The 25,315-nt window shown below is 68.6% G+C and carries 18 protein-coding genes and 1 pseudogene; 4 read left to right on the forward strand and 15 right to left on the reverse strand.

The genetic code is table 11. The annotated features are described in order from the left end of the window. Positions 1–88: 88 nt before the first annotated feature. From A9A59_RS07770 to A9A59_RS07780, 3 genes are all read right to left on the reverse strand, one after another. Positions 89–1,627: a vWA domain-containing protein gene (locus tag A9A59_RS07770; protein ID WP_165772582.1), complete on the reverse strand. Its 1,539-nt coding sequence runs from the start codon at positions 1,625–1,627 to the stop codon at positions 89–91. A 34-nt stretch (positions 1,628–1,661) separates the two neighbouring features. Then, a complete protein-coding gene (locus A9A59_RS07775) occupies positions 1,662–2,168 on the reverse strand; it encodes a TadE/TadG family type IV pilus assembly protein (RefSeq protein ID WP_098503738.1) in 507 nt (168 codons plus the stop codon). A 98-nt stretch (positions 2,169–2,266) separates the two neighbouring features. After that, a complete protein-coding gene (locus A9A59_RS07780; RefSeq protein ID WP_098503739.1) occupies positions 2,267–2,452 on the reverse strand; it encodes a Flp family type IVb pilin in 186 nt (61 codons plus the stop codon). A 407-nt stretch (positions 2,453–2,859) separates the two neighbouring features. Between A9A59_RS07780 and A9A59_RS07785 the strand changes: the two genes are divergently transcribed. Then, positions 2,860–3,444 (forward strand): methyltransferase family protein, encoded by a 585-nt coding sequence (locus A9A59_RS07785; RefSeq protein WP_165772583.1) that lies wholly within the window; start codon positions 2,860–2,862, stop codon positions 3,442–3,444. A 24-nt stretch (positions 3,445–3,468) separates the two neighbouring features. Here the strand turns inward: A9A59_RS07785 and A9A59_RS13735 are convergent, their stop codons facing one another. From A9A59_RS13735 to A9A59_RS07830, 8 genes are all read right to left on the reverse strand, one after another. Beyond that, positions 3,469–3,996 carry a Crp/Fnr family transcriptional regulator gene (locus A9A59_RS13735; protein WP_133117554.1) on the reverse strand — a complete coding sequence of 176 codons (528 nt, stop codon included), beginning with the start codon at positions 3,994–3,996 and terminating at the stop codon, positions 3,469–3,471. Positions 3,997–4,015: 19 nt separating this feature from the next. Further along, positions 4,016–5,452 carry a VWA domain-containing protein gene (locus A9A59_RS07800; protein WP_098503743.1) on the reverse strand — a complete coding sequence of 479 codons (1,437 nt, stop codon included), beginning with the start codon at positions 5,450–5,452 and terminating at the stop codon, positions 4,016–4,018. Next, entirely contained in the window at positions 5,449–6,399 is a 951-nt protein-coding gene (locus A9A59_RS07805) for a magnesium chelatase ATPase subunit I (protein ID WP_098503744.1), read from the reverse strand. Before A9A59_RS07805 ends, A9A59_RS07800 begins: the two co-directional genes overlap by 4 nt. Further along, the gene (locus tag A9A59_RS07810; protein WP_133117555.1) at positions 6,389–10,075 is read right to left on the reverse strand and encodes a cobaltochelatase subunit CobN; all 3,687 of its coding nucleotides are present in this window, start codon (positions 10,073–10,075) and stop codon (positions 6,389–6,391) included. Before A9A59_RS07810 ends, A9A59_RS07805 begins: the two co-directional genes overlap by 11 nt. Further along, positions 10,072–11,112, reverse strand: coding sequence for an ABC transporter substrate-binding protein (locus A9A59_RS07815; RefSeq protein WP_098503746.1), 1,041 nt, complete (start codon positions 11,110–11,112; stop codon positions 10,072–10,074). Before A9A59_RS07815 ends, A9A59_RS07810 begins: the two co-directional genes overlap by 4 nt. Further along, on the reverse strand, positions 11,109–12,299 hold the full coding sequence (locus A9A59_RS07820) for an ABC transporter ATP-binding protein (RefSeq protein ID WP_106427069.1): 1,191 nt from the start codon (positions 12,297–12,299) through the stop codon (positions 11,109–11,111). Before A9A59_RS07820 ends, A9A59_RS07815 begins: the two co-directional genes overlap by 4 nt. After that, positions 12,296–13,390: a FecCD family ABC transporter permease gene (locus A9A59_RS07825; protein WP_278286838.1), complete on the reverse strand. Its 1,095-nt coding sequence runs from the start codon at positions 13,388–13,390 to the stop codon at positions 12,296–12,298. The genes A9A59_RS07820 and A9A59_RS07825 overlap by 4 nt, the downstream gene beginning before the upstream one ends. A 151-nt stretch (positions 13,391–13,541) precedes the next feature. Then, entirely contained in the window at positions 13,542–16,910 is a 3,369-nt protein-coding gene (locus A9A59_RS07830; protein ID WP_098503749.1) for an acetyl-CoA carboxylase family protein, read from the reverse strand. A gap of 115 nt (positions 16,911–17,025) precedes the next feature. On the opposite strand from A9A59_RS07830, the gene A9A59_RS07835 reads away from it, so the two are divergent. Next, positions 17,026–18,093: a hypothetical protein gene (locus tag A9A59_RS07835; RefSeq protein ID WP_098503750.1), complete on the forward strand. Its 1,068-nt coding sequence runs from the start codon at positions 17,026–17,028 to the stop codon at positions 18,091–18,093. A gap of 19 nt (positions 18,094–18,112) precedes the next feature. Here the strand turns inward: A9A59_RS07835 and ilvD are convergent, their stop codons facing one another. Further along, positions 18,113–19,786, reverse strand: coding sequence for a dihydroxy-acid dehydratase (gene ilvD, locus A9A59_RS07840; RefSeq protein WP_098503751.1), 1,674 nt, complete (start codon positions 19,784–19,786; stop codon positions 18,113–18,115). A 119-nt stretch (positions 19,787–19,905) separates the two neighbouring features. On the opposite strand from ilvD, the gene A9A59_RS14455 reads away from it, so the two are divergent. Continuing rightward, positions 19,906–20,367, forward strand: a complete 462-nt coding sequence (locus A9A59_RS14455; protein ID WP_133117556.1) for a winged helix-turn-helix transcriptional regulator — start codon at positions 19,906–19,908, stop codon at positions 20,365–20,367. Positions 20,368–20,478: 111 nt separating this feature from the next. Here the strand turns inward: A9A59_RS14455 and A9A59_RS14460 are convergent. Beyond that, positions 20,479–21,300 (reverse strand): annotated as a pseudogene (locus tag A9A59_RS14460) (mechanosensitive ion channel family protein); the annotation flags it as partial. Next, on the reverse strand, positions 21,297–23,468 hold the full coding sequence (locus tag A9A59_RS07850; protein WP_098503753.1) for an ATP-dependent helicase: 2,172 nt from the start codon (positions 23,466–23,468) through the stop codon (positions 21,297–21,299). The pseudogene A9A59_RS14460 and the gene A9A59_RS07850, both read right to left, overlap by 4 nt. Before the next feature lie 85 nt (positions 23,469–23,553). Here A9A59_RS07850 and A9A59_RS07855 point away from each other — a divergent pair, with 85 nt between their 5' ends. Then, positions 23,554–24,261 (forward strand): zinc ribbon domain-containing protein, encoded by a 708-nt coding sequence (locus A9A59_RS07855; RefSeq protein ID WP_098503754.1) that lies wholly within the window; start codon positions 23,554–23,556, stop codon positions 24,259–24,261. An 86-nt stretch (positions 24,262–24,347) separates the two neighbouring features. Here the strand turns inward: A9A59_RS07855 and A9A59_RS07860 are convergent, their stop codons facing one another. Then, entirely contained in the window at positions 24,348–25,223 is an 876-nt protein-coding gene (locus tag A9A59_RS07860) for a DRTGG domain-containing protein (RefSeq protein ID WP_133117557.1), read from the reverse strand. Positions 25,224–25,315 lie beyond the last annotated feature (92 nt).

The raw sequence follows: 25,315 nt of genomic DNA on the forward strand, positions 1-25,315 counted from the left end.
CACCTACAGACCGCCGCACGAATCCGCCGGGAAAGCGACATCCCCGCCGATGGAGGCGGGGATGTCGCTCGAGCATCCGGCGTTGGCTCTACCGGACCAGCGCGATGTGTGTCTGCTCGGCGACCGCCTGGAACGCCTCGTCGAGCTGAGCGGTTGTCGGGGCGTGGTAGAACTTGCCGCCGCCGATGGCGGCGATGTCTTGCAGGAACGTCGTGTTCAGGTCGTTCCCGAGGCCGATCGTGAAGATGATGATGTCGCCGTTCCGGGCCCGTTGCGCTTCCCGGCGCGCGTGCTCCTCGGCCGCGGGAATCCCGCTGCCTGTCGTACACGACGTCGAGTTGTAGTTTGCCGGGTTGTACGTCGCGCTTCCGCAGTACGTGTTCGCGATGCCGTCGGTCACCAGCACGAGCACGCGGACAGCGTTGGCGCGTTTCCCCGGGCCGTCCAGGACCTGCCTCCCGACAGCAATGCCGTGCGGGATGTTCGTTGCCCCGGCCGGCCAGAGGATGGCATCCAGGCTGTCACGCACCGCGCTGAAGTTTGACGTCAGGTTCTGGCTGATCGCTGCTCTCGTCGAATACCGCACCGAGCCGATCTTGTCGTACTGCTCGTCGAACAGCGTCGTGAAGTACTTTGCTGCATCGATCGCGGCATCGAACGGCTGGTGCGGCCCGTTCTGCGTTGTCGTCGGCGTGTAGTAGCTCGCGAGCTGGCAGTAATCGCTTGTGCTGCTGTACCCGGTGCGGTTGGCCCACACCTCCGCGTTTGCCGCGTGCGAGGTCGCAACGGTGTTGGTGTCGGTCGCCTCGTTCCGGTAGCCGCGGATAACCGTTAGCGTGTTGTTGCTGGTGTTGACGCCCGTAATCCGCATCAGCTCGTTATCGATCATGATGATCCCCGGCCGCAGGCTTGCGGATGTGGGCACGGAGGTCGCGTTCGAGCCGACTGAAACCTTCCAGTACGGCGTCGTCGTGTTGAACGTCGTTCCGAAGTTGCTTCGGTTCGTGGCCGCGTTCGTGCTCGCGAAAATCCGGACGTCGTTCAGCGGGATCGTCGTCTGCGTCGAGTTGATGTTCGCCGCAAGCCGCGGGAACGCGAACCCTCCTGCCGGCGTCAGCCGGCCCGGGCTCATCATGTACGACCCCGAATTCTCGACCTGGCGGAAGCTGTCGAAGCACATCGAACCGGAGATGTCGAAGACCACGGCAATGTCGAGCACCTGCGATTCCGCATCGCCCGATGCCGAAACGGTCCAGTGGTCGACCCCGAAGAGACGAGCGAACCACGTCGGGATATCTGCACGCGCCTGGACCCGGACCGCCTTGTTGCCCTCCGGGTACGTCACCGCAAATTGGACATTCGTGCCCTGGCTCCGGATGAACCCGCTGTTGTCCAGCCAGTACTCAGTTGCCTTAGCCGCGGCATCAGTCTCGCTCGGCATGCTCTGCGCGGCGGCCAGCGCCGCCGCATCCACCGCCGCCTGCATCTGCGTCCGCGCCCAGACGTACCGCCCGACATCAATGCTCATCGCCACGAAACCGAGGAATACGAGCAGGAAGAGCGCGAACAGCGGCAATGCCTGCCCGCGCTCCTCCCCGAAAACTCTGCGAATCAGCGAACGCATCATGGCTCGCCTCCTCCCTTCTGCTGCGCAGCGGTCATTACTCGAGCCGCATGGAGGCATGCGACCGGATTGTCAGGTCCGAAAGCGTGCCGCCGGAAACCAGGTTCACGATGTCGCCGATCGGGGTGACCCACTCGAAGTCGTAGGCCACATCAACCTGCACCATCGATCCGCGCGAACCCTGGACATTCGTTGTCGTGATCGTCACCCGTGTGGGGTCGATGTTGCACTGGCTGGGATAGTTCGCGCAGAAGCTGTCATAAATCCGGTTCTGCACCGTCGAAAGATCTGACTGCACGGCGGCAATCCGCGCACCCTCGCGCGCTGCGTTGGTAATCAGCAGCCACGTATGGAACGCCCGCCCGAACTCCACCATGCTCATGAACAGGAGCACGAACAGTGGCAGGATCATGGTGAACTCCACCAGCGCCTGCCCGGTCTCTGTCTCGCGGAGCCGCCGCAGTAGCCGCCGCACAGCCGAACGCCGGGGCGCGCCCGGCTCTACCGTTCCCTGGTCCCTGGTTTCTTCTGCCGCATTCAGCATTCCGCGGACTCCTGCCTGATGGCAGAAGGGGTGGGGTACCGTCGTGCCCCACCCCTTCCCTTGTGCTGGTCGCCGGCCGGCGTCACCGGCCCTGCGAACTAGATGCTGCCAGCGACGTTGTTGAGCGCGTTGGCGATGTTGCCGCCGAGGAGCGTGAGGGCGCCGATGCAGACGATGGCGATGAGGGCGAGGATCAGGCCGTATTCGGCGAGACCCTGGCCTTCCTCGTCGCGCGCCTGCCACGCGGCGACCTTGCTGACGGCCCAATTGCGAAGCTTCGACATGTCGGTTCTCCTACCTCTCGTTGTGGGGTCCCTGCCCCGGGTGTGTTCGCCCTCGATAGTCGGCGTCCGTCCTGCGGGCCGCCCGGCCCGGAGCCTTCCGTCGAACCTCCGCGAACCCCTTGCGGGTTTGGCCGTCGCGTCGGTCGCCTTCCGGCGGGGCGCCACCATCGGTGGAGCTACTCGCAACTTCGACGGGTCTCCGCGCCGCCATAAGCCCCGTCACCCACGTGCAACTGCTTCGCCCCCCTCGCGCCATTTGAGGCCGGAGCCTGCACCCCGGGAGACTCCCTGCCGACCTTAGGAAATGACGGCCCTCCAAACGCGGACCGACAGGGAGATGAACGATGGACCAGCCGCTCGCGGCCTCTGCGCCCCGGCGACCAGAACCGTGGAAACGTCGCGCTTCAATGGCACAGGATGCAGCGCTGGTCGTGGTAAGCGCCCTCTTCTTCTACGCGCACGGCCGCTCCGCCCTCGAAGGCCACTCAGCTGCCAGCGCGTTCTTCGCGATTGAGCAGGCCCTGCTCATCGGCATCTTCCTCACCCGCCGCCGGCCCATCTACACCTCTCCGAGGGTGTACGACTGGGTCATCGCCACCATTGGCGGCTGGTTCGCACTCGCTTCCCGTCCCCACCCGAGCGGGGGTCTGCTCGAAGGCTACGGCATCGCGATGCAGGTGGTCGGGCTCACCTGGGTGATTGTCAGCTTCGCGACGCTCGGCCGAAGCTTCGGCATCGTCGCCGCAAACCGCGGGCTCAAGACCGTCGGGCCCTACCGGCTTGTCCGCCACCCCATCTATCTCGGCCACAACATCACCCTCGCGGGCTTCCTCCTGGCCAACTTCTGGTGGTGGAACGCCGTCGTCTTCGCAACAGTGGTCGTCTTCCAGGTGCTCCGGATCCAGGCCGAAGAGCGCGTGCTCCGCGCGACCAGCGACTACGACGCCTATGCCGCACGCGTCCGCTGGCGCCTCGTCCCCGGCGTGTACTGAACACCGCCCCGGGCAATTGCCCCCTCATCCCCCGCTATCGCGCAGCGCCCGCAGCGCCCGCGCAATGCTGGCGCGCGAACTGAGCGTCGCCATCGCCAGCTGCTCGCGAGTGAGCGACCTCAGTAAGGGGAGGCCCAGCCCGGGGGTGCTTCCCAACAGCTGTCGCAACGCGCGCAGGCGCTCCGCCACACCGTGGCGGGCAAGCATCGACAGCCACGCCTCCGAAGCGTGGAGCCGCGCGGCAAGCGCCGCCTGCACGCGGTCACCTGCGGCGATTGGCACAAGCTCGAGCATCACGTCGTCGTGGGCAACCGGGTGCACATGGCAGAAGCGGTCAACGTGGTGCACCAGCCCTTCGCCAGGGCCCGCGAAACCGATGATGGCGCTGCTCCCGTCGTCATGGATGACTTCCAGCCGGACAACGCCCTGCTCGACGATCGCTACAAACCCCGGCGGTACCCGAACGGGTCGGCCAGCGCTGATGAACCGCCGCTCACCCGGAAGCTGGTCGACGTCGGACTGCCGGGCAGGTGAATTCAACGGAGCGCTCACGCCGAAATGATACCAAATCTCAGCTGGCGCGCGCCTTCTGGACCCCTCGCCTGACCGTCTCGACTCGCACGCGGGCAGCGGCTGTCTCCAGCACGCGGAGCGCCCTGCGGGCATCTTCCGCCGGGTCGCCGCCCGGCTCCAGCGGCACGTTTGGTCGGCCATCGGTAAACACCAGCACCTCGACTGCCGCCGGCTCGGCCCGGCGGGCCAGCCGCCACGCCAGCAGATATGCCGACGCGAGTGGCGTTCCCCCACCGGCCGGCAGGCGCCGAAGGCTTGCCGCCACCCGCCCGGTAGAGCGCGTCGGGGGCACGTCGAGGTACGCCGAGCGTCCGCGGGCAACAACGACGGCGACAGTTCGCCGGTCGACATAAGCTCCGCGCAGCGTGGCAATTGCTGCTCCTTTTGCTCGCCGAATCGCCTCGTGTGCCATGCTGCCCGAGGCATCGATCACGATCATCTGCAGAACCCCGGCACGTCGCCGCCGTTCACGCTGCCGAAGGTCGCTGGGCCAAAGCCGCGGCGGTTCGCCGGGTCGCCACCCCCGGAGCGCCATCCGCGGCAGCGCGAACGCGAGCGTCGCCGGCACGTCAGGCCGGGCTCCCCTGTTCCACGGGCGCGTCCGGCCAGGACGCCCGCGCGCCCGGTCAGGTGCCGGAGGCCCGTGCCGCCCCGGAAGCTGGCGGCGTGCTCGGCGCCGCGGCCAGGCGGCGCGTTCCGGCGGCGGCGCATCGACGGGCGGCAGGACGGTCTCGCCGGCGTCCCCGGCGCCCTCGGGGGCCCCGTCCCCTTCGCTCGATTCCTGCGGACGGTCCGCAGCTGGCGGCGGACTCGGCGGTTCGACGGGCACGGCACGCGGGCCGAAGACCCACCGGGCGAGAACCGAGGCCGGGTCCAGGCCCAGCCTCGATGCGGCCAGGGCAGCCCGGGCTGCCCGGTACTCCAGCTCATGGTCGGCAAGCCCGAAATCCCGGGCCATGGCGGTCGCCAGCCTGGCTGCCTCTTCCGCGGAAAGCAACGCCCCTGCCGCGGTCCCGGCGGGGCCGTCCGACAGCCGGAGGTTCTCGCCGTCCAGATTGGCCGCGGCGGCCCCCTGCGGAACCTGGACAGCAACGACCAGGGCACACCGCGACGCCAGGGCCGGAGGCACCGAGCCGACCACCGCTAGCGCCGGGGCGCGCCGCAGCAGCGCCGCGCTGGCCGGGTCAAGCTCTCCCCAGGCTGCAGCGCGAACGAGGCGGTCGCTGCCGGTCACCTCAACCGCAGCGAGGGATTCGGGAGTGTCGGCCGGCCCCACGCGCACAATCCGCCTCCGGCCCTGCAGGCGGCGACCAATCGCGGCGAACGCCTGCTCGCACCCCCAGGCATCCCCGGCCAAAACCAGCCCAACTTCAGGGTCGGCCGCGAATACCGCCAGGGCCTCGTCGACTCCGCCGTCCCAATCGGCGGGATTCACTCCGCCAGCCCCAGCGCAGCGAGGGTCTCTCGGAGCCGATTGTCGACACTTTCGGGGGTGTCGAACGGTTCACGCCGCATCCGGTGGCGCAGCGCCATTGCCGCCACGGCTGCGACGTCTGCAGGCGCCGCCTCCTCCCTGCCCTCCAGGGCTGCCCGGGCCCGGGCCGCGCGGGCGAGCACAATTTCGCCACGGTGCCCCGTCGCACCCGAACTGACGACGACATTGACCACCGCCTCCAGCGCCGGCGGTGGAAGCGCAACCGTACTGACGCGTTCCCGCGCGAGACGCACCCGTTCTGCCAGTTCGCGCTCCGCCTCTCGGAACCGCTGAGCGAAGCCCACGGGGTCGTCGGTAAACGCAAGCCGGCGAAGGACGATCTCCCTCCGGGTCTCCAGGTCGGTGATGGTGCGCACCCATGTGGCCAGGCCGAAGCGGTCCTCCAGCTGCGGGCGAAGGTCGCCCTCCTCCGGGTTTCCAGAGCCCACCAGCACAAACCTCGCCGGGTGCGTCACGCTCAGCCCGTCCCGCTCCACGTGGTTCACCCCGCTGGCCGCAACGTCAAGCAGCAGGTCCACCAGGTAGTCGTCGAGCAGGTTGACCTCGTCGATGTACAGGAAGCCCTGGTCCGCCTCGGCCAGCAGCCCTGGCGCGAACCGCTTCTCGCCCCGCACCAGCGCGGCTTCCAGGTCGAGTCCTCCAAGCACACGGTCGTCACTCGCCCCCAGCGGCAGCGTAACGACCGGTGCGGCGATATTCGCCAGCCTCAACATCTCGCCCAGGGCACGCACCGTCGTCGATTTCCCGGTGCCCCGGTCGCCGAGTGCGAGCAATCCGCCGATTTGCGGGTCGACTGCATTCAGCAGCAGGCCCAGCTTCAGCTCCTCCTGCCCGAGAATCGCCGAAAAGGGAAAATAAACTCCCTCCGCTCCGCCGCTAGCCTGCATGGAGAGCAACCCCTTCGATGGCGTCGTCGAGAGCTGCGACAGCCGTTTCGAGACGCTCGAGCACCTCTGCTGGGGCATCCCAGGTACCGCGCCGCGCCGCCTCGATCAGCCGCTCGCCCATGCGGCGGACAGCCAGGGGATTCTCCCGGGCCATCCGCTCCCGGAGTTCGTCGTCGAGCAAATATGTCTCCGCAACCTCGGTAAAGAGCCTCCCGTCAAGCGCTGAAGTCGTCGCCGACCAGCCGAACGTGTTGTCCAGGCGGGTGGCGACCTGTGCGACTCCGCTGTAGCCATGCTCGAGCAGCGCCTCCCGCCACTTCGGATTCAGGAGACGCGTCTTCGTTTCCAGCCAGAGCGCCTCGCGCAGCGTGCGAACCCGCCCGTCTCGCCGGAACGTGTCCGCAACCAGCGCCACGGGCTCCCTCCCGCTCGCTGCCCGCGCTGCGTTGGTCAGGCCGCCGAGGTACTCGAAATAATGGTCCACGTCCGAAAGCGAGACCTCCGTCGAATCAACGTTCTGGAAGGTCGTTTCCACCGTACCGAGCAGCTCGCGGAATACCGCCGGTAGAGTTCGCGAAGCATGGCGCTCCCCATAGGCGAACGCCATCGAGTCGGAGAACACCTCGGCCAGCTGGTCGGCATCTTCCCACTGCGACGAGAGCACCACGTCGTTTACGCCGGTCCCGTACCGCCCTGCCCGCTGCGAGAACACCCGGGCCGATGCCTCCGCAAAGCTCACGCCAAGCCGCTCCGCCGTCTCCAGGACGTGCTTTCGGACGTAGTTCAGTTCCGGCGGCTCCGGCAGCTCGGCGACCGCCCGGAAGGCCCGGTCGAGCAGTCCGGTCGAAGGCAGGAACAGGTCGCGGAAGATGCCAGAGACAGTGAGCAGCACATCGATGCGCGGCCGCCCCAGCTCATCCAGCGGGACGATCTCGAATCGTGTCATCCGGCCAAAGGAGTCCGCGGCGGGCCGGACACCGATCAGCCGCAAAACCTGCGCGATCGCTTCACCCCGGGCTTTGATGGTTTCGAGCCCCCACAGCACGACCCCGATGGTTTCCGGGTAGCTGCCCGTTTCCCGCAGAGCTGCCTGCACCAGCTCGTCAGCCAGTCGGGTCCCTGCGTCGATCGCCGGCAGCGTCGGGACCCGGTACGGGTCGAGCGCAACCAGTCCGCGGCCCGTCGGGAGCGCATCTGGCTCCCGCACCGGGTCGCCCCCTGGCGACGGCGGGATGTAGCGGCCCGAGAGCGCCCGCACCAGTCCGTCAAGTTCGTTCCCGGCATCCAGCAGGCCGAGTCGGTCCGAAAGATAACGGTGCCACCGGGCGAGAAATCCGGGCTCGAGTTCCGTCCAGGGGCTGCCGGTCGGGGGCGGCTCGCCGCGGGCAATTGCACCGGCCAGCTGGGCCACGGCCTCGCGGGCAGCCCGTTCATCCCCTGTCACCGCCGTAACCGCATCGAGCAGGCTCTGCCCACTCTCGCCGTTGAGCGGGTACTCGCAGGCGGCGCTCAAGATGTCAATCGCTTCAGACGGCGCGATGCCCCGCCCGAGGACGTGCAGCCCGAGCGGAATGAGGGTTTGCTCCAGTTCATCGAGCGCGCGCGACACCTGCTCCAGGTATCTCCCCGGTTCCTCGCTGTCCGTCGCAGGCACGACCGTATCGAGTCCAGCCGCCTCGACAGCCGCCCGGAGGGCGGCGAGCCGCTGCGCATCCGCCGGCTCCTCCCGAGCTGCCAGGAGAGCGTCACGAGCGGCCTCGAGCGCACCGTACAGGCCTGCCCGGGCCACGGGCGGGCTTAGATAACTCACTATCTCGGACGCTGAACGCCTCCGCGCGATAGCGGCCTCTGCCGGGTTGTTCATGCAGTAGTAGTAGATGTGCGGCGTATCCCCGATGAGCGCGTCGGGGAAGTCGCTCGCGAGAAGCCCCGCCTGTTTCCCGGGCATGAATTCCAGCGCGCCGTGCGTCCCAAAATGCAGGATGACGTCTGCCCGGAACTTGCGGGCGACCCAGTCATACAGGGCCGTGAAGCTGTGGCTCGGACTCGCGTCGGCACTGTACAGGAGCCCGATGGGGTCGCTGTATCCCCCGTTGTCCGGCTGCACGAGGATCGCCACGTTGCCGAGGACCGCCCCGCGGATCGCGAGCGCTACCCCGTCAGTATCCACGTCCCCGGGGGCCGGGCCCCATTGCCGGCTCACCCGCTCCAGCTCCGGCGCCGCCCGGACGTACTCCGCTGCCGGGTACCAGTCGGCGATGGCCACGCCCGTCCGCTTCGCGCCTGCCTCGTCATTCACGAGCGTCTCAAGAAGCGCTTCCGCCGAGGCCGGAACCTCTACCGTGTAGCCTTCGTCCCGCAACCGCTCCAGCAAGGCGTACAGTGACGCGAAAACGTCGAGGTACGCAGCAGTACCGACCGCTCCGCCGTCGGGTGGAACACAAAAGATGATGATCGCCACCCGCTTCTCGGCGTTCGGGCGCTTCCGGAGTTCAACCAGCCGCCGTGCGTGCCGCGCGATCCGCTGCAGGTTCCCGTCAACCGCCTCCATGCGGTCGTCCTCCTCCGTGCGCCCGGCCAACACCCTCGGTGCCAGCGCTGCCTCGAGCTCCGGAACCGCGACCTGCATCGCCATCGCCATTGGCGCCAGGCCCATCGGGTTCTCGCGCCAGCTCTCCACCGTCTGGAAAAGCAGCGGCACCGCGTTGACCTGGGGGACATCCCAGGCGTTCAGGAGCTGGACGTCACCGGCGACGTTTGGCTGCCCGTGCGTACCGGTCAGCGTGAACCCCGAGGCGTTGACAACGAGGTCGATGCCCGGGACCTGGAGCACCTCATCCACGCGCCCGGCAGCATCGAGCGCGCCGAACCACGGCACGACGTCCAGCCCTTCCCGTTCGAGCGCCGCGATGAGCGCATCGAGATGGGCGTGGTTGCCCGATGTCACCTGCGTCGAGAAGACAACGAGCAGCACCCGGCCAGCAGCGGCCGGCGGCGCGGTGACGGCGGCGCGGCGCGCCTCGAACTCGGCCCAGGTGGCGGCGAGCCCAACCCGGGGGTGCCAGAACCCGCAGGCCGGGAAAACCTCCGGCCACCCGGGGTCCGCTATACCGTCGAATCCCTGCTCCGCAGCTATCGCGGCGAATGCCAGCGCCACGTTCTCCGGCGAAAGGTTCAGCATCGCCTGCAGCACCCGTCCCAGCGACCGGACCGCGGTCAGCTCCGCAGGGAGCAGGTGGGCAACCTGGGGCAGCACTGTCGCAATGAGCCCCGGGAATGGGGGGACGGGCTTCCCCGCGGCGGCCATGGCGCCCGCTGCTTGCGCCAGCACGCCCATGGCGGCCGGGTCATCGAGCCGGAGACCGGGAACCCGGGCCATTCCCGCGATGTCGAGGGTGTTCGGCGCGCTCGGATAAAACCGTTCGCAGTTCGCAGCGAGCACCCGCGCGTGCTCCAGGTAGGCATCGTCCGCCAGGCTCGCCACGAACACGGCATCGGCGGCTTGCGCCAGTGCAGCGGCTTCCTCGAGAGATCGCTCCAGGAGCGCCTCCCGGTCGTAGCAGGCCGCCTCGACCGTCAGGCCGTACAGCTCCCGGGCCTTCTCCACACCCGCCCGCACGGGCAGCGCCCGGTGCGAATCGAACCCGAAAAACACGCAGCGCAGATGCCTGCTCACGACCTGAACGCCTCCGGGTGGAGCGCCTTCGCCAGCGCCTCCAGCCCCACCCACACCTGGTCCGTGGGCAGGAAGGCCTGCCACGCGGGCAGAACGATGATCCGGTTGTTCTTCACCGCCGGCAGCGCCTGCATGGCGGGTGCGTCAAGAATGCTCCGGTAGTTTTCCAGCCCCTTGCCCCAGACGTCGATGATGACGATGACGTCCGGGTTCAGCGCCACGACCCGCTCGGTTTGGGCCGGGCCTCCCTGGTCGGCCACCAGCTCACCCCCGGCCATCGCAATCAGCGTCGGTGTAATGCCGCCGCCCGACTTTCCGATGAGGAACGGACGGTTCGCCTGGTCGGAGAAGGCGACCACGCGGGGCTTCGTCTGCACGCCGGAGACGGCCTTCTTGACCCGCTCCATGCCCGCCTCCATCTCCTTGACGAGCTGCTCTGCCTTCTCAACTTCGCCGACGGCCTTCCCAATGACCCGGACGTTCTCCGCAATCTCCTCCGGCTTCCCCCAGTGGGCAAAGATGAGGAGCGGCACGTTCACCTGTTCGAGGAGCTTGGCAGCATCCTGCTCGCCGCCATGCCGCGTCGTGATGAGCACGAGGTCCGGCTTCAGCGAAAGGATCTGCTCCGGCTCCGGATTCGTTCCCGGCGGCAACTTCGTCGCGACACTCCCGGCCATCGCCGCGCCGGCCGCGAGCGAAGGAGTTCCGTTCGAGGCGGGCAACGCCGCGACCCGTTCCGGGCCGGCCAGCCGCAGCGCGATGTCGGCCACGTCGTTCGAAAGGGCGACGATCCGCTTCGGCCGATCCTTAATCGTTACCGAGCGGCCTTCATGCTCAATCGTTACCGGGAACGCCGATGCGGGAGTCGCCGTTGGCGAAGGAGCGGCACCGGCCAGGGGCGCTGTCGCGGTTGGGTTCGGCCGGCTGCCTGATTCGGCGCTCCCTGTGTCATCGTCGTCGCCGCCGCATGCGGCCACGAGCAGCATGGCAGCGGCGATCAAACCCGGCATGAGGATAAACCTGCGAAATCGCGTCATCGTGTCACCTCTGAATGGTCGAGTTTTGGATGCAGAATGGCCCGCCCGAAGTCAGACGCCGCCCCAGTCGAGGCATCGACGCTCGACTCGGCCGGGCGGTTGTGAACGGTGTCGAGAAGCTCCAGGAGCGCGTCCGGCCCGTCGACCCGCATGACCGGTCCCGCCCCGGCAGGCAGGTGCATGGCCTGTTCGCCGACCGCAATGACGGTCAGGCCGGCAAGGTCCGGCGGGAGCGCGCTGCTCGGGTCGTGCACCCGCAGCCCGAGCTCCCCGGCAAAAAGCGCCGCCGCCGAGCCTGCCGGTGCGAGCACGACGACGTCGATACAGCCGGTCCGGAAGAGCGCACCGAGTGCGCGAGGCAGCGTGGCCTCGGTTCCCGTTACCGCTACCGGCTTGCTGTGACGATGGCGCACCGCCACGACTGACGGCCGGCCGATGAGATCATCGTGCCGCACCGCCACGCCGACGCCGTACGCCTCCCTCAGGAGCGACGGTCGGAGCACCTCCGATGGCGACCCGGCCGCCTTGATCTGGCCCTGGTGCATCACCAGCACCCGGTCGCAGAACCGCGACGCCAGGTTCAGGTCGTGCAGGACAACAACACCGGCTGCTCCCTCGTCCACCGTCTCCCGTACGATTGCCAGCGCCAGGAGCTGGTGCTTCAGGTCGAGCGCCGAGACCGGCTCGTCGAGGAGCAGCACCCGCGGCTCGCCGCACAGCGCACGGGCCAGCATGACCAGCTGGCGCTCGCCGCCCGAGAGCGTCGAAACCTTCCGGTCACGGTAGGCCGCCATCCCCACCCGCTCGAGCGCGAGCGCTGCCAGCGCGTAGTCGTGGGCGGAATCCGTCGAGAGTCGACGGGAGTGCGGGTGCCGGCCGAGCAGCACGACCTGCTCCGCCGTCAGCGGGAAGTCGATTCGGACATCCTGCGGCACGTAACCGATGAGCCGTGAACGCTCCCGGCGCGATAGCTCCGCCATCGGCCGCCCATCCAGGAACACCGACCCGTCAGAAGGCCAGAGCAGCCCTGCAAGCACCCGCAGCAGCGTGGATTTCCCCGCGCCGTTCGGCCCGACCAGGCCAATCAGCTCGCCCTCAGCGGCCTGGAGCGACGGCCGCTTCAGGATTTCGCGCGCGTCGTAGGCCACGCGAACTTCCCGCGCCTCGAGCAGAACGGGTTCGCTCACAGGGCAAACTCCTTGCGGGTCCGGATGACCAGCGCCAGGAAGAGCGGACCACCGATGAGCGATGTCACGACCCCTACCTGGAGCGTGACCGGCTGGAAGGCCATCCGCGCAATCGTGTCGCAGATGACGAGGAATGAAGCCCCCGCCAGCGCGCTTGCCGGCAGAAGGACACGGCTATCGGTCCCGATGACGAGACGAAGGGCGTGCGGAATCACCAGGCCGACGAACGAGATGACCCCGGTTACGGCCACCGCCGCACCGGTCACCAGCGCGCACAGCCCCAGGATGAGCCACCGAACCGGTCGCACAGCTACCCCGGCGCTCGTCGCAAGGTCATCGCCGAGGAGCAACAGGTTCAGGTCGCGCCCAACCGCGATGAGGCCGGCGACGCCGACCAGCACCGGGGCCAGCGCAAGCCGGACATGTTCCCACGTCCGTGCCTCGAGCCCGCCCTGGAGCCAGAAGATGATGCTCCGGATCTCCTGCTCGTTCCGGGCATTCGCCACAAAGGCACTGACAATGCCGCTCAGGAACGCGTTGATCGCGAGCCCTACCAGGACCAGCGTCGCCACTGATGAACGGTTCGTCCCCGCGGCGATGCCATACACCACGGCAACGGTCGCAGCTGCAGCGAAGAAGGCGCCGAGCGGCAGCACCAGCGGGTGCCAGGCATCGAGGTTCCAGTAGAGCACCGCCACCGCCCCAAGCGACGCCCCCGACGACACGCCGGTAACCCCCGGCTCGGCCAGCGGATTTCGGAACACGGCCTGGAGGGCCGCACCGGCAACGGCCAGCGCCGCGCCGCAGATGGCGGCCAGGAGGATGCGCGGGAGCCGTAGCTGCATCACAACCGCGACGTCGCGTTGGCTGTCAACCGAGCCGATCGGGAGCCCGAGCTCCGCAGCGATGATGTTCCAGACGCGCAGCGGGGCAATGGAGACAGGCCCCAGTGCAGTCGCCACGATGGTCACGATAAACAGGACGATGGCGAGCACGCCCATGCTGGCGAGGAACCTGCCCCGGGCGGCCAGGGCGCGCGCCCTCGCATCCGTCACGGCAGCCGATGCAGGCGAAAGCGGAAGCGTTGACATGGCCCTCGAGCATGCCAACGCCTGAATTGAGAGACGGTCTCAAATGAGCCGGGTTCCGCAGCTCAGATGGGTGCAGTCAGGAGTTGCCCCGCAATCCGGCTGCTGTGCAGCCGGTGTCACCTGGGGCTGTTCGCGGCTTTGTGTCGCAGCCCTACCAGGCGTCGATGTTCGGGCGCTTCTTGGCGGTCCGGGGTGGGCCGGGCCGAATCGAGCGGAGGAGTCCCGTCAGCCAGTCCCGCGTCTCGGCCGGGTCGATCGCGTCGTCCACTTCAAACAGCGATGCCTGGTTGAGCGCCTTCCCCCGCTCGTAGGCGCGGGCCACCATCGCTTCGAAGAATTCCCGCCGCTTCTCCGGGTCCGCAATTGCGGCCAGTTCATTCCGGTAGCCCAGCTTCACCGAGCCTTCGAGCCCCATACCGCCGAACTCGGCCGTGGGCCACGCCACCGTGAAGAGAGGCCGGTGATACGTCCCGCCCGCCATGGCGATTGCACCGAGCCCGTACGCCTTGCGCAGGATGACCGTGAACGTCGGCACGCTGATGTTTGCCCCGGTGAGGAACAGCCGCGCCGCGTGCCGAACCAGCGCCGTCTTCTCCACTTCCGGCCCGACCATGATGCCCGGCGTGTCGCAGAAGTAGACCACCGGCAGGTCGAACGCGTCGCACAGCTGCAGGAAGCGTGCTGCCTTGTCCGCCCCATCCGAGTCGATGGCTCCGCCGAGGTGCGCCGGGTTGTTCGCCACCACACCCACCGGCCGCCCCTCCAGCCTGGCCAGCGCTGTGATGATCCCGACCCCGAACCGCGGCCGGAGCTCCAGCACCGACCCCGTATCGAATACGAGACGAATCGCCTTGCGTACGTCGTACACCCTGAGCCGGTTCTCGGGCACCACCGTCCGAAGCAGGCGCTGGTCGGCGGCCTCCCAGGTCGGCAGGTTGCCCTGGAAGTATGAGAGGTACTGCTTTGCAACCTCGACCGCTTCGGCCTCGTCGCGCACGAGGATGTCGATGACCCCGTTCGGCACCTGGACCGACGTCGGTCCTATCTCCTCGGGCGCATAGATGCCGAGGCCGCCGCCTTCAATCATTGCAGGGCCGCCCATCCCGATGTTCGCATCTTCAGTCGCGATCACCACGTCGCAGCAGCCGAGCAGCGCTGCGTTGCCGGCAAAGCACCGCCCCGTCGTGATGCCGATCATCGGCACAAGCCCCGAAAGCTGGGCGAATCGGGTGAAGGTTGGCGGCGACAGCGCGCTCGCGACAATGTCCGTGTCCCCGGGCCGGCCCCCGCCCCCCTCGGCGAAGAGAATGAACGGCATGCGGCCCTGCTCGGCCACGTCGATGATCCGGTCCGTCTTGCGGTGGTTCTGGCCGCCCTGCGTGCCCGCGAGCACGGTGTAGTCGTATGCCATGATCGCGCACCGGCTCGCAGGGTCCCCGAACAGCTCGCCGTTGACGCTCCCCACGCCGGTGACCAGGCCGTCGGCAGGCGTCTTTTCGATAAGCTCCTCAAGCGAGCGGCGCGCCCGCTGTGCGGCGAGGACCAGCGGCCCGTATTCGATGAACGTCCCCGGGTCGCACAGGTGGGCGATATTCTCCCGCGCCGTGCGATGCCCCGTCGCATGCCGCTTCGCCACCGCCTCCGGCCGCCGTTCATCGCGCGTTCGTGCCCGCCGCTCCAGCACCTCGGCGAGGTCCGGCCGGATCCGGTCGAGGTCGACCTCCTCGGTTCCCGTGTCGGCCGCGCCATCGGCCTCACCGGGCGCAATCGTCAGCAGGATTGCGCCCTCGACGACCGGCACCCCTTCCCCAACCTCGACCCGCACCACCGTCCCCGCGCACGGCGCCGTCACCTCGTGCTCCATTTTCATCGCTTCCATCACCGCCACCACCTGCCCGGCCCGCACCGTCTGCCCCGGCTCTGCCTGGACCGCGACGACGGTGCCCTGGAGCGGCGCGCGGACTGCTTCTTCGCCTTCGGCGACCGGCTGCGGCTCAGGCCGCGACGCAGCGGTCTGCCGCTTCCCGTAGTCAAGCACCGCCAGTGGGTCGCTCGTGTCGATGCGGGCTCCCGCAACCTGGCCACCGGCCTGGGAAGCCTCCGGCGCCTCTGGCGCGAGCTGCGCAGCGCGCTCGACCAGCTCCGCGGCGTGGTCATCGATGAACCGGGTGTACAGGTCGGCCGCGGCCAGCTCCGGCCGCTCAGCAAGCGCACGCAGGAAACCGAGGTTGCTCTCCACGCCGGCCACCTCGAATTCGCCCAGCGTCCGGCGGAGGCGGGCGACGGCCGTTCCGAACTCTGGTGCCGGCGAGCGGACGACCACCTTCGCCAGCAGCGAATCAAACGCCGGGCTGATGCTGGCGCCCGCCGCCGCGGCCGTGTCCACGCGCACGAATGGTCCCGCCGGCGGTGCGAACGCAGTGAGCGTCCCCGCGGCTGGATAGGCCAGCCCGGTCGCGGTCATCCGCTCCGCGTTCACGCGGGCCTGGATGGCAAAGCCGCGCGGTGCCGGGGGCCCATCCCCGAGGCCCAGCTCGGCCAGGGTCGCGCCCCCGGCGATAGCGAGCTGCAGCGCGACCAGGTCCAGGCCGGTCACTTCCTCAGTCACCGTATGCTCCACCTGGAGCCGGGCGTTCGCCTCGATGAAGTACCAGGGTGACCCGCTGTCGAGCGGGCGCGTGGCATCGACGAGGAACTCGAACGTCCCAAGGCCGCGGTAGCGGAGCTGGCGCGCCATGGAGACGCTCGCGGCGACCAGCTGCTCCCGCAGTCCCTCCGGGAGCCCCGGCGCCGGCGCGATTTCCACTACCTTCTGGTGCCGGCGCTGCAGGCTGCACTCCCGCTCCCAGGCATGGGTGACCCCGCCCGCTCCATCGCCGACGACCTGCACCTCGATGTGCCGCGCACGTTCGATGAACCGCTCGGCATACAGCGAGCCGTCGCCGAACGCAGCCGCCGCCTCCGAGCTGGCCCGGGCGAATGCCGCCTCGAGCTCCTCCGGCGCGCGGACCACCCGCACACCCCGCCCACCCCCGCCGGACACAGCCTTGAGCAGCATCGGCGCCCCATCGAGGCTGGCCAGGAATTCCCGTGCCTGCATGACGTCGACGGCACCGCCAGTCCCCGGGACGACCGGCACGCGGCAGGCCATCGCCAGCCGCCGGGCGGCCACCTTGTCGCCCAGTGCCCCCAGCGTCTCCGGCCGCGGCCCAACGAAGATGAGCCCGGCTCCCTCGCACGCCGCGGCAAAATCCGCGCGCTCGCTCAGGAAACCGTACCCGGGGTGGACCGCATCACAGCCCGACTCCGCGGCAGCCTGCACGATGGCCGCGATGTCCAGGTAGGCGGAGACCCCCGCGCCCGGCAGCAGAACGTGCCGGTCCGCCCGGCGCAGGTGAAGACTTGCTGCGTCGTCCGCAGGGGCGACGGCGACCGTCTCAATGCCGAGCTCGGCGGCGGCCCGCAAGATTCGCAGGGCAATCTCCCCGCGGTTCGCGATCAGGAGGCGGCGAATCGGCATGGTCCGTCGGGAGCCCCGTCGTGGTGGTCGAAGCATACCGGCCCGCGCTCATTCGCGCTCCGGCCCTTTCCCCCCGAACGCCATTCGCGTACCCTCCCCCGCGAGGAGTGGAACGATGCACTACCGAACGTTATGGCTCGGCGCAATCTCCGGCCTGGCACTCCATCTCGCAGGGCTCGGCTGGGACGTCTACCGCCACTCGCGCGACGCTACCCTCGCCCAGCGCGAGGATGTCCTCTCCCTCGCCAACCCGTCTCACCTCATGATTGTCGCCGGCACGGCCATCATGGCCGCCTGCCTTTTGGGGGTCGCGGTCGCCTGGCTGAACGAACGGAACATCGGCGGCGACGGCCCCTGGGGCTCGCTCCTCCGGGGGACCGGCCTCCCGGTGGTCGGCGTGGCCGCTGCCGGGTCAATCTGGCTCGCTTCCCGCGCCGACAGCGGCGGGCACATTCACGACGGAAGCCATCTTCACGACCCCGCGCAGGTGGTCGTCCTCGATCCAGCGCTCGCCCGGGCAGTTGGCCCGGCCATAGCGGCAAAATTTGTCGCCTCCGCCGATGGCCATACCCACGCCGCTGATGGCCCCGGTGACTCGAATCCCATGGGTGAAGGTTCGGCTCACCATCACCACGAAGAGGTCCCGGTAACCGCTGAACAGCTCGCGGCCGCAGCCGCATTCGTCGTTGAACTCCGCGCGAACATCACACCCTACGAAGACATCCGGAGGGCCATGGCCGACGGTTACATACAAATCACCCAGGACCTGCCCGGCATCGCGGCCCATTTCATCAAGCTCGACTACCAGCGCGACGGACACGAAATGGACCCCGCTCGCCCCGAGGTGCTGTTGTACACGAAGCGTCTCGATGGGACGTGGCGCCTCGTCGGCGCAATGTTCCTTGCCGAAGGGGTCACGGAAGAGTCGCCCTCGTACTTCGGCCCGCTCGATGCCTGGCACTACCACGAAAACCTCTGCTTTGTGGGCAATGGCGTCCGCACGGTCGCCAGCCGCCAGCAGTGCCCGGGCATATTCACTGCCCGGACTCCGTGGCAGCTCCACGTGTGGACCGTGCCGACCCGAGGCGGGGTCTTCGCCCACGACATGCCGGAGATTGACCCGGGCGCCTACCCCGGTGCGATGGTGCCAGCTGCCGCCGAGCTCCGCGTGCAGGGCCGATAGCGCAGTCGCTCGGCCAGCGTCAGGACGTTACCGCGCCTTTGGAGGCGCTCGAAACCTGGGCCGCGTACTTGGCGAACACCCCGCGCGTGTACTTCGGCGGGCGCGGCTTCCACTCCGCCCGGCGCCGTTCGAGCTCCGCCGCATCCACATGGAGCGTCAGCTTCCGCCCCTTAACGTCGAAGCTGATGATGTCCCCTTCCCGCACCAGCGCGATCGGCCCGCCGACTGCCGCCTCGGGTGCCACGTGCCCCGCCATCAGCCCGCGCGTCGCGCCGCTGAAGCGCCCGTCCGTCAGCAGCGCAACCGACTCGCCGAGGCCCTCGCCCACCAGTGCAGCGGTCACGCCGAGCATCTCACGCATGCCCGGCCCGCCCTTCGGCCCCTCGTTCCGGATAACCACCACATCGCCGGGCCGGATCTGGCGCGCCGTCACTGCGTGGAACGCATCCTCCTCGCACTCGAACACCCGGGCAGGACCTTCGTGGTACATCCGCTCGTGTCCCGCGACCTTGATGACGCAGCCCTCCGGCGCGAGGTTGCCTTTGAGGATGACCAGCCCTCCGGTCGGCTTGAGCGCCTTCTCAACGGGGAGGATGACATCCTGGCCCGGGGTTTCGACCGCCTCGGCTGCCTCTTCCGCGATCGTTCGCCCCGTCACGGTCATCACGTTGCCGTGGAGCTTGCCGGCCTCGAGCAGCCGCTTCGCCAGCAATCGCGTGCCGCCGGCCCGGTCCATGTCGAGCGCAACGTAGCGGCCGCCTGGGCGAAGGTCCCCGATGAGCGGCGTCTGCTCCGAGATGCGGTCGAAGTCGTCGATGTCGAGCGGCACGCCGGCTTCGTGCGCGATGGCGAGGAGGTGCAGCACCGCGTTGGTCGACCCGCCCGTCGAAGCCGCGCAGATGATGCCGTTCTCGAACGCCTGCCGGGTCAGGATATCGCGCGGCAGGAGGCCGTCGTTTAGGACCTTCATCACGAGCTCGCCCGCCTGGAACGCCACCTTCCGCTTCCGCCTGTCGGTCGCGCCCACGGTCGCACTGCCCATCGGCGAAAGCCCCATAAACTCCATGACAGTAGCCATGGTGTTTGCGGTGTACTGGGCACCGCAGGCCCCCGCTCCGGGGCAGGCGGCGTCCACAATTTCTTCAAGCTCCTCTTCGGAAAGCTTGCCCGCAGCGTGCTGCCCCACCCCTTCAAAGACGTCCTGGATGGTGATGTCGCGCCCGCGGTACCTGCCGGGTGCAATCGAACCCCCGTACAGGACCAGCCCCGGGATGTTCAGGCGGGCCAGCGCCATCGCCGCCGCGGGAATCGTCTTGTCGCAGCCCACGATGATGACCGCCGCGTCGAACGAGTACCCGACCGCCGCGAGCTCGATCGAGTCCGCAATCAGTTCGCGCGAGACCAGCGAGGCCTTCATCCCTTCCGTGCCCATCGAGATGCCGTCGGAGATCGCAACCGTGTTGACCTCCATCGGCGTGCCGCCGGCCGCCCAGATGCCCGACATCACCTCCGACGCCAGCTCGCGGTGGTTGAAATTGCACGGCATCGTGCCGATCCACGAATGCGCGACCATCACGAGCGGCCGCTTCAGGTCCTCTGTCGTATACCCGACCGATTTCAGGTACGAACGCGCCGGGGCCCGGTCGGGGCCATCGACGAGGATGCGGCTGTGGGCTCGCGGGTCGTAGCTCATGCTCTGCTCCGAATATGGGGTTGCGTTGCGCAAAGCTTACTCCGGGCTCTCCTGCCGGACGAATCGCAGGGTCGGTTGCTGGCAGCAACTTTGCCATGCCGGTGTGGTATGCTCCCGCCATGCGCCGCACCAGCTTCGCCGAGATGCCCTGCTCTGTCGCTCGCACCCTTGAGGTGATCGGCGAATGGTGGACCATGCTCGTCATCCGCGAGGCCTTCAACGGCGTCCGCCGCTTCGACGACTTCCAGCAGCGGCTTGGTATTGCGCGCAACGTCCTGGCGGCCCGCCTCCAGCGCCTCGTCGAACATGGCGTCCTCGAGCGCCGCCAGTACCAGGACCGGCCGCCCCGTTGCGAGTACCGCCTGACTGAAAAGGGGCGCGACCTCTACCCCGTGCTCGTCGCCATGCTCTCGTGGGGCGACCGCTGGATGGCCGGGCCGGAAGGGCCGCCGCTGACCCTCACCCACCAGTGCGGCCATGTCCTCGGAGCCCGGCTCGTCTGTGGCGGCTGCGGGGAGCCGCTCGACCCGCGCCACGTCCGGGCCGAGCGGTCCCACCGCGGGGCTGCCCCGGCCGAGTAGGCTAGATCCCAGGGCGCGGGTCTGCTCCGTCTGCTTCCCTCGCTGCCGCACGCGGGCGCGGCCGGGTGCGGGGGGCACCTGCACTTCGTGCCGATACGGGATCTCGATGCCCTCCCGGTCGAATCGGTCTTTCACCCGGCGCCGCAGCTCGCCCATCAGCTCCCACTGCTTGAACGGCTTCACGTCGCCAACGACTTTCAGCTCCACTCCGTCCTCCGCCAGCCGGTCGACGCGCACCACCGCCGGTGTGCTCAGGAAGTCGTCGGGCCGGTCCGCAACCAGCCGCTCGCACTCCTCATTGATAACCGGGACTACACGACTCAGGTCCTCTTCGTACGCGACGAGGATGTTGAGATTGATGCGGCTGAACCCGGACGTCATGTTCGTGGCCACGGTGATGGCGCTATTGGGAATGATGTGCACGTTTCCGTCCAGATCCCGGAGCACCGTCCGCCTCGGCGTAATCTCAACGACCTGCCCGCTGACCCCCGCCACCCGCACCACATCGCCGACCGCATACTGTCCTTCGACGAGGATGAAGAGCCCGTTGATGACGTCCTTGATCAGCGTTTGCGCGCCGAGGCCGATAGCGATCCCGGCGACACCAACACCGGCAATCAGCGCCGAGACCTGGACGCCGAGCTGGTCGAGCACGATTGCCGCGCCGAGAAACGCCAGGAAGATGTTGAACAGCCAGCCCAGCGTCGAGAGCAGAGTATCGACCCGCCGCTCGACAACCTCCGGGTCCTCAGCGCGGGCCTTCGCCGCCCGCAGGGAGGCCGACCTGATCACACGGCTCACAACACGTTGAACCACCAGCCGAATGACCAGGAGCCCGCCGATGACCGCGGCGATGGTCAGTCCGTTCTCCCGGAACCAGTCGCCCCACTCGTCCGCTGTGGTCGGTACAAGAAAGAGCAGTCCGTTGCTCACAATGCCCTCAGCTTTGCGTAGCTTTGCAGCAGCCGCCGCGTCCCGGCGGTATCAAACTCAACCACATACTCGGTATCGCCGCCGTTTACCCGCGCATCGGCCACCACGCCCTCGCCGAACTTCGGATGCACCACTCGGGTTCCGATCGCGAACACCGGCGTCTCCGCGGGCTCGAGGTCGTCGGCCGGGGCGGGCGATGCAGCCGCCTCGGCGTATTCCCGCGTGCCGGTTCCGTACGGCCTCCGCACCTCAGCCGGGATATCCGCAAGGAAGCGCGACGGAGGATTCGCCGCGGTCGCCCCGAACGTCATCCGGCGGTAAGCCCGCGTCACATATAGCACGTCCATTGCGCGGGTCATCCCTACATAACAGAGGCGCCGCTCCTCGGCCATCTGCTGCGGGTCCTCGAAGGAACGGATGTGCGGCAACAGGCCCTCCTCCATACCGACAAGAAAGACCACCGGGAATTCGAGCCCCTTCGCCGCATGCAGCGTGATCAGCGTCACGCCCTGGCCGCGCCCGTCGAGCATGTCCTGGTCGGTCACCAGCGCCACGTCCTGCAGGAAGGTCGCAAGGTCGTTCCCCTCGCCGGCCGCTTCCTCATACTCCGCCAGCAGGGCCTGCAGCTCGAGCACATTCTCCAGCCGCTCTTCCGCATTATCGCCTTCCTGGAGGTAGCGCACGTACCCCACGGCGTTGAGCAGCCGCTCGAACAGCCGACCCAGCGGCTCGTTCCGGTGCTCCCTGAGCTCCTCCATGGTGGCGACGAACCCGCGCAGGGCCGCCGCGGCGCGGCCCCCGATACCCTCGGCCCGGCCCTCGGCTGCCGGGCGGCACGCTTCCCAAAGGCTCGTGCCCTGCGCCGCAGCCAGCTCGCGGAGCCGATCCACCGTGCGCTCGCCGATGCCGCGGCCGGGCACGTTGATGATTCGGCCCAGGCTCGCCTCATCTGCGGGGTTGTGAATGACCCGGAAGTACGCGAGCAGGTCGCGAATCTCCCGCCGCTCGTAGAACCGCACACCGCCCACCAGCCGATACGGAATCCGGTGCCGCACGAGGGCCTCCTCGAACGGTCGGGACTGGGCGTTCGTCCGGTAGAGCACTGCAATGTCCCGGTAGCTCCGCCCGGCCGCGACGAGCCTGCCGACCTCCCGCGCGACGAACTCGCCCTCCTCTTCGTCGTTGTACGCCTCGTAGGTCACGATCGGCTCGCCGCCGGTCCGCTCGGTCCAGAGCCGCCGGGGATGCCGGCCGGGATTGCGCGCAATGACGGCTTCCGCGGCGCGGAGAATGGGCGCTGTCGACCGGTAGTTCTGCTCAAGGAGAACCACCGTGGCCTCGGGGAAGTCGCGGCGGAAGTGCTCGACGTTCCGGATATCCGCGCTTCGCCAGGAGTAGATCCCCTGGTCGGGGTCGCCCACCACCGTAATGTTCCGGTGCACCGACGCCAGCTCGCGCGCCAGCACATACTGCGCCGGGTTGGTGTCCTGGAACTCGTCGACCAGCACGTGCCGGTACCGCCCCGCCCACTTCTCCCGCATTGCCGGCACCCGGAGAAGGTCCACAGCTCGCAGCAGCAGGTCGTCAAAGTCCAGCGCCCCGGCCCGCCGCAGCGCAGCCTCATAGCGCTCGTAGACGCGCGCCGTCACTTCCTCCTGGTACGTCCGAACGCGCGCGAGCAGCGCCTCCGGCGTCAACATCTCGCTCTTCGCCGCAGATATCCGCGAGAGGACCCAGCGGGGCGCGAATTGCCGGGGGTCGATGCGCAGCTCCTCAAGCACCTGCTTCACCACCCCGAGCTGGTCCGAATCGTCGTAAATGGCAAACTCGCGCGGTACCCCGATTGCCTCACCATCGACCCGCAGCCACCGCGCGCACATCGCGTGGAACGTGCCCATGTGGACCGCCTCCGCGTCCTCTCCAATCAGCCGCGCGGCCCGCTCGCGCATTTCCCGGGCGGCCTTGTTCGTAAAGGTGACCGCCAGGATGTGCCACGGCGGAATCCTCCGCTCCCTGGTTAGCCACCCGATTCGGTGGGTGATGACCCGTGTCTTGCCGCTCCCGGGGCCGGCCAGGATCAGCAGTGCACCGTCACCGTGCGTCACAGCCGCCCGCTGCGCGTCGTTCAGCCCCGCGAGGATATCGGCCGTCCCGGTCGGTGCACTCACTCCCGCATCCTAGCATTCGATCACCCGGCTGAGCGATTCGGGCGCTGCGTCTTGCTGCCGCCTGCGGTAAGGTGTTGCCGGGCTGGTGCCCGAGCCGGAGCTGAACATGTTCGATTCGTGGCCCGGGGGCTCCTGGGAAGCTACCGTCCGCTACGTGCTGGCCCTGCTGGTCATTTACCTCGCAGCCATCTGGGTCGCACTCGTCTTCTGGACCTACCGCGACATCCGCCAGCGCACCCGCGACCCCGTCCTCCAGACCGTCGCAGTGCTCCTCGTCCTCCTCTTCTTCCTCCCGGGCCACTGGGTCTACCTGATCGTCAGGCCCCGCTACACCCTCGCGGAGCTGTACGAACGCTCCCTCGAAGAGGAAGCGCTCCTCCAGGAACTCGAGGACCAAAAAGCCTGCCCCACCTGCAAGCGCCGCGTCCAGGACGACTTCCTCGTCTGTCCGTCCTGCCGAACGCAGCTGAAAGAGCCGTGCCGCCAGTGCGGCAGGCCGCTGAGCTACGCGTGGGTCGCCTGTCCCTACTGCGGCCTCGAAAAGCCCCCGCGCGAGGGCTTCGGCGCGCGCCCCGTGCGCCCGCCGCAGCCGCGCCAGTACAGCGGCCAGGCCGCGCCTGCTCCCCGCGCTCCCGCGCCGCGCGGTCCTGCGCCCCAGCCGGCCCGCCCGGCCGCTCCTCCACCGGCTCCTGCGCCGCAGCCGCGGCCGAACCGCGACCCCTTCGGGGCCCGCGGAACCGCAGCGCCGCAGCCGGGCCAGGCCCCCGATGACGGTCCAGTCATCGGCGGTTAGATCGCTCCCGTTTTGCCCCCGCGTCGTCCTTGTTTCCCGTGCAGCCGGAATGCATCCCCTGCGCAAAGCGCCAGCGTTGACGACAGCTAGGCCGTCGCTGGTATCGGCTGGAGCAGCGCCTCGAACAGTCCCGTTCCTGCCAGCAGTTCGCTCATCCGGTCCAGCTTCCGCTCCCCGCGGAATCGAGTCCCCTCGAAAACGCGCTCCAGCGCAATGACCGTGTTTTCCGTGTCGGTCCGCGAAAGTACGATCGGTACGCCGCTGGCACTCGCTGCGTCGAGCGTGTAGCCGCTTGGGTTTCGGCCTCCCGTGAGGATCAGTGCATTGGGCGAAGCCCGCAGCGCCGCCAGGTGCATATCCGTCCTGTCGAACCGCGCTACAACCGTCATCGAAGGGAACCGGAGAAAGTACGGCTGCCCAGCGTCCGAGCCGATCGGCGCGATGACCAGGTGGTCTGAGGTTGTGTCCTCGGGCAGCTCACCCGGCAGGAGCACCTCCGCGTGGAGCCACCGGAGCGCTTCGTCGAGCGCAAATCCCGCCAGCGTGCGGTCTTCGCCTACCTGGATGTGCAGTGGCCGGCCGCTTTGGGCCTGGACGCCGCGCACACCTGGCACGGCGAGCTGAACGACCGCCGCGGCATTCGCCGGCGGAGCAGCGGCCCCCGCGCCGCGGGTCACAGCGACCACGACTGCCCCGGCCGGGGCCGCGCCGGCCCCGCACTCGACGACCAGCGTTTCGCCAGCGGCGACCTCCGGAACGTCGGCAAGCGGCTCAGCAGGGCTGCCCGGCGCGAACTCCAGCCCGCTGTACCACCGCGCATCCTCGGCCGCGCGGCTGCCAGGCTCCGCCAGCCGGACAAGCCGGGTCGGCCTTCCGCTGTAGGCGAGCGCGCGGGCGATTGCGGCAGCAACGCCGGTCTTTCCCGCACCGGGCTGGGCAGCAGTCACAGCGATGATTGTCACGCGGCAGGCTCCTGCGCCGGTTGGCGCCTCGTCTGGATTGTGACGAACGGGACGGATTGCGGCAATGCGCCCCGTTCACCCCAGGGCAGGTA

It is taken from the genome of Tepidiforma thermophila (genome assembly GCF_002563855.1).
Lineage (GTDB): Bacteria > Chloroflexota > Dehalococcoidia > Tepidiformales > Tepidiformaceae > Tepidiforma > Tepidiforma thermophila.

What these genes read in the sequence shown, in the direction of transcription:
- A9A59_RS07775 (WP_098503738.1), bottom strand. Translation starts at nt 2,168, where the DNA reads ATGCTGAATGCGGCAGAAGAAACCAGGGACCAGGGAACGGTAGAGCCG.
- A9A59_RS07780 (WP_098503739.1), bottom strand. Translation starts at nt 2,452, where the DNA reads ATGTCGAAGCTTCGCAATTGGGCCGTCAGCAAGGTCGCCGCGTGGCAG.
- A9A59_RS14455 (WP_133117556.1), top strand. Translation starts at nt 19,906, where the DNA reads ATGCGCCGCACCAGCTTCGCCGAGATGCCCTGCTCTGTCGCTCGCACC.
- A9A59_RS07805 (WP_098503744.1), bottom strand. Translation starts at nt 6,399, where the DNA reads ATGCAGGCTAGCGGCGGAGCGGAGGGAGTTTATTTTCCCTTTTCGGCG.
- A9A59_RS07770 (WP_165772582.1), bottom strand. Translation starts at nt 1,627, where the DNA reads ATGATGCGTTCGCTGATTCGCAGAGTTTTCGGGGAGGAGCGCGGGCAG.
- A9A59_RS07830 (WP_098503749.1), bottom strand. Translation starts at nt 16,910, where the DNA reads ATGCCGATTCGCCGCCTCCTGATCGCGAACCGCGGGGAGATTGCCCTG.
- ilvD (WP_098503751.1), bottom strand. Translation starts at nt 19,786, where the DNA reads ATGAGCTACGACCCGCGAGCCCACAGCCGCATCCTCGTCGATGGCCCC.
- A9A59_RS07785 (WP_165772583.1), top strand. Translation starts at nt 2,860, where the DNA reads ATGGCACAGGATGCAGCGCTGGTCGTGGTAAGCGCCCTCTTCTTCTAC.
- A9A59_RS07835 (WP_098503750.1), top strand. Translation starts at nt 17,026, where the DNA reads ATGCACTACCGAACGTTATGGCTCGGCGCAATCTCCGGCCTGGCACTC.
- A9A59_RS07825 (WP_278286838.1), bottom strand. Translation starts at nt 13,390, where the DNA reads ATGTCAACGCTTCCGCTTTCGCCTGCATCGGCTGCCGTGACGGATGCG.
- A9A59_RS07815 (WP_098503746.1), bottom strand. Translation starts at nt 11,112, where the DNA reads ATGACGCGATTTCGCAGGTTTATCCTCATGCCGGGTTTGATCGCCGCT.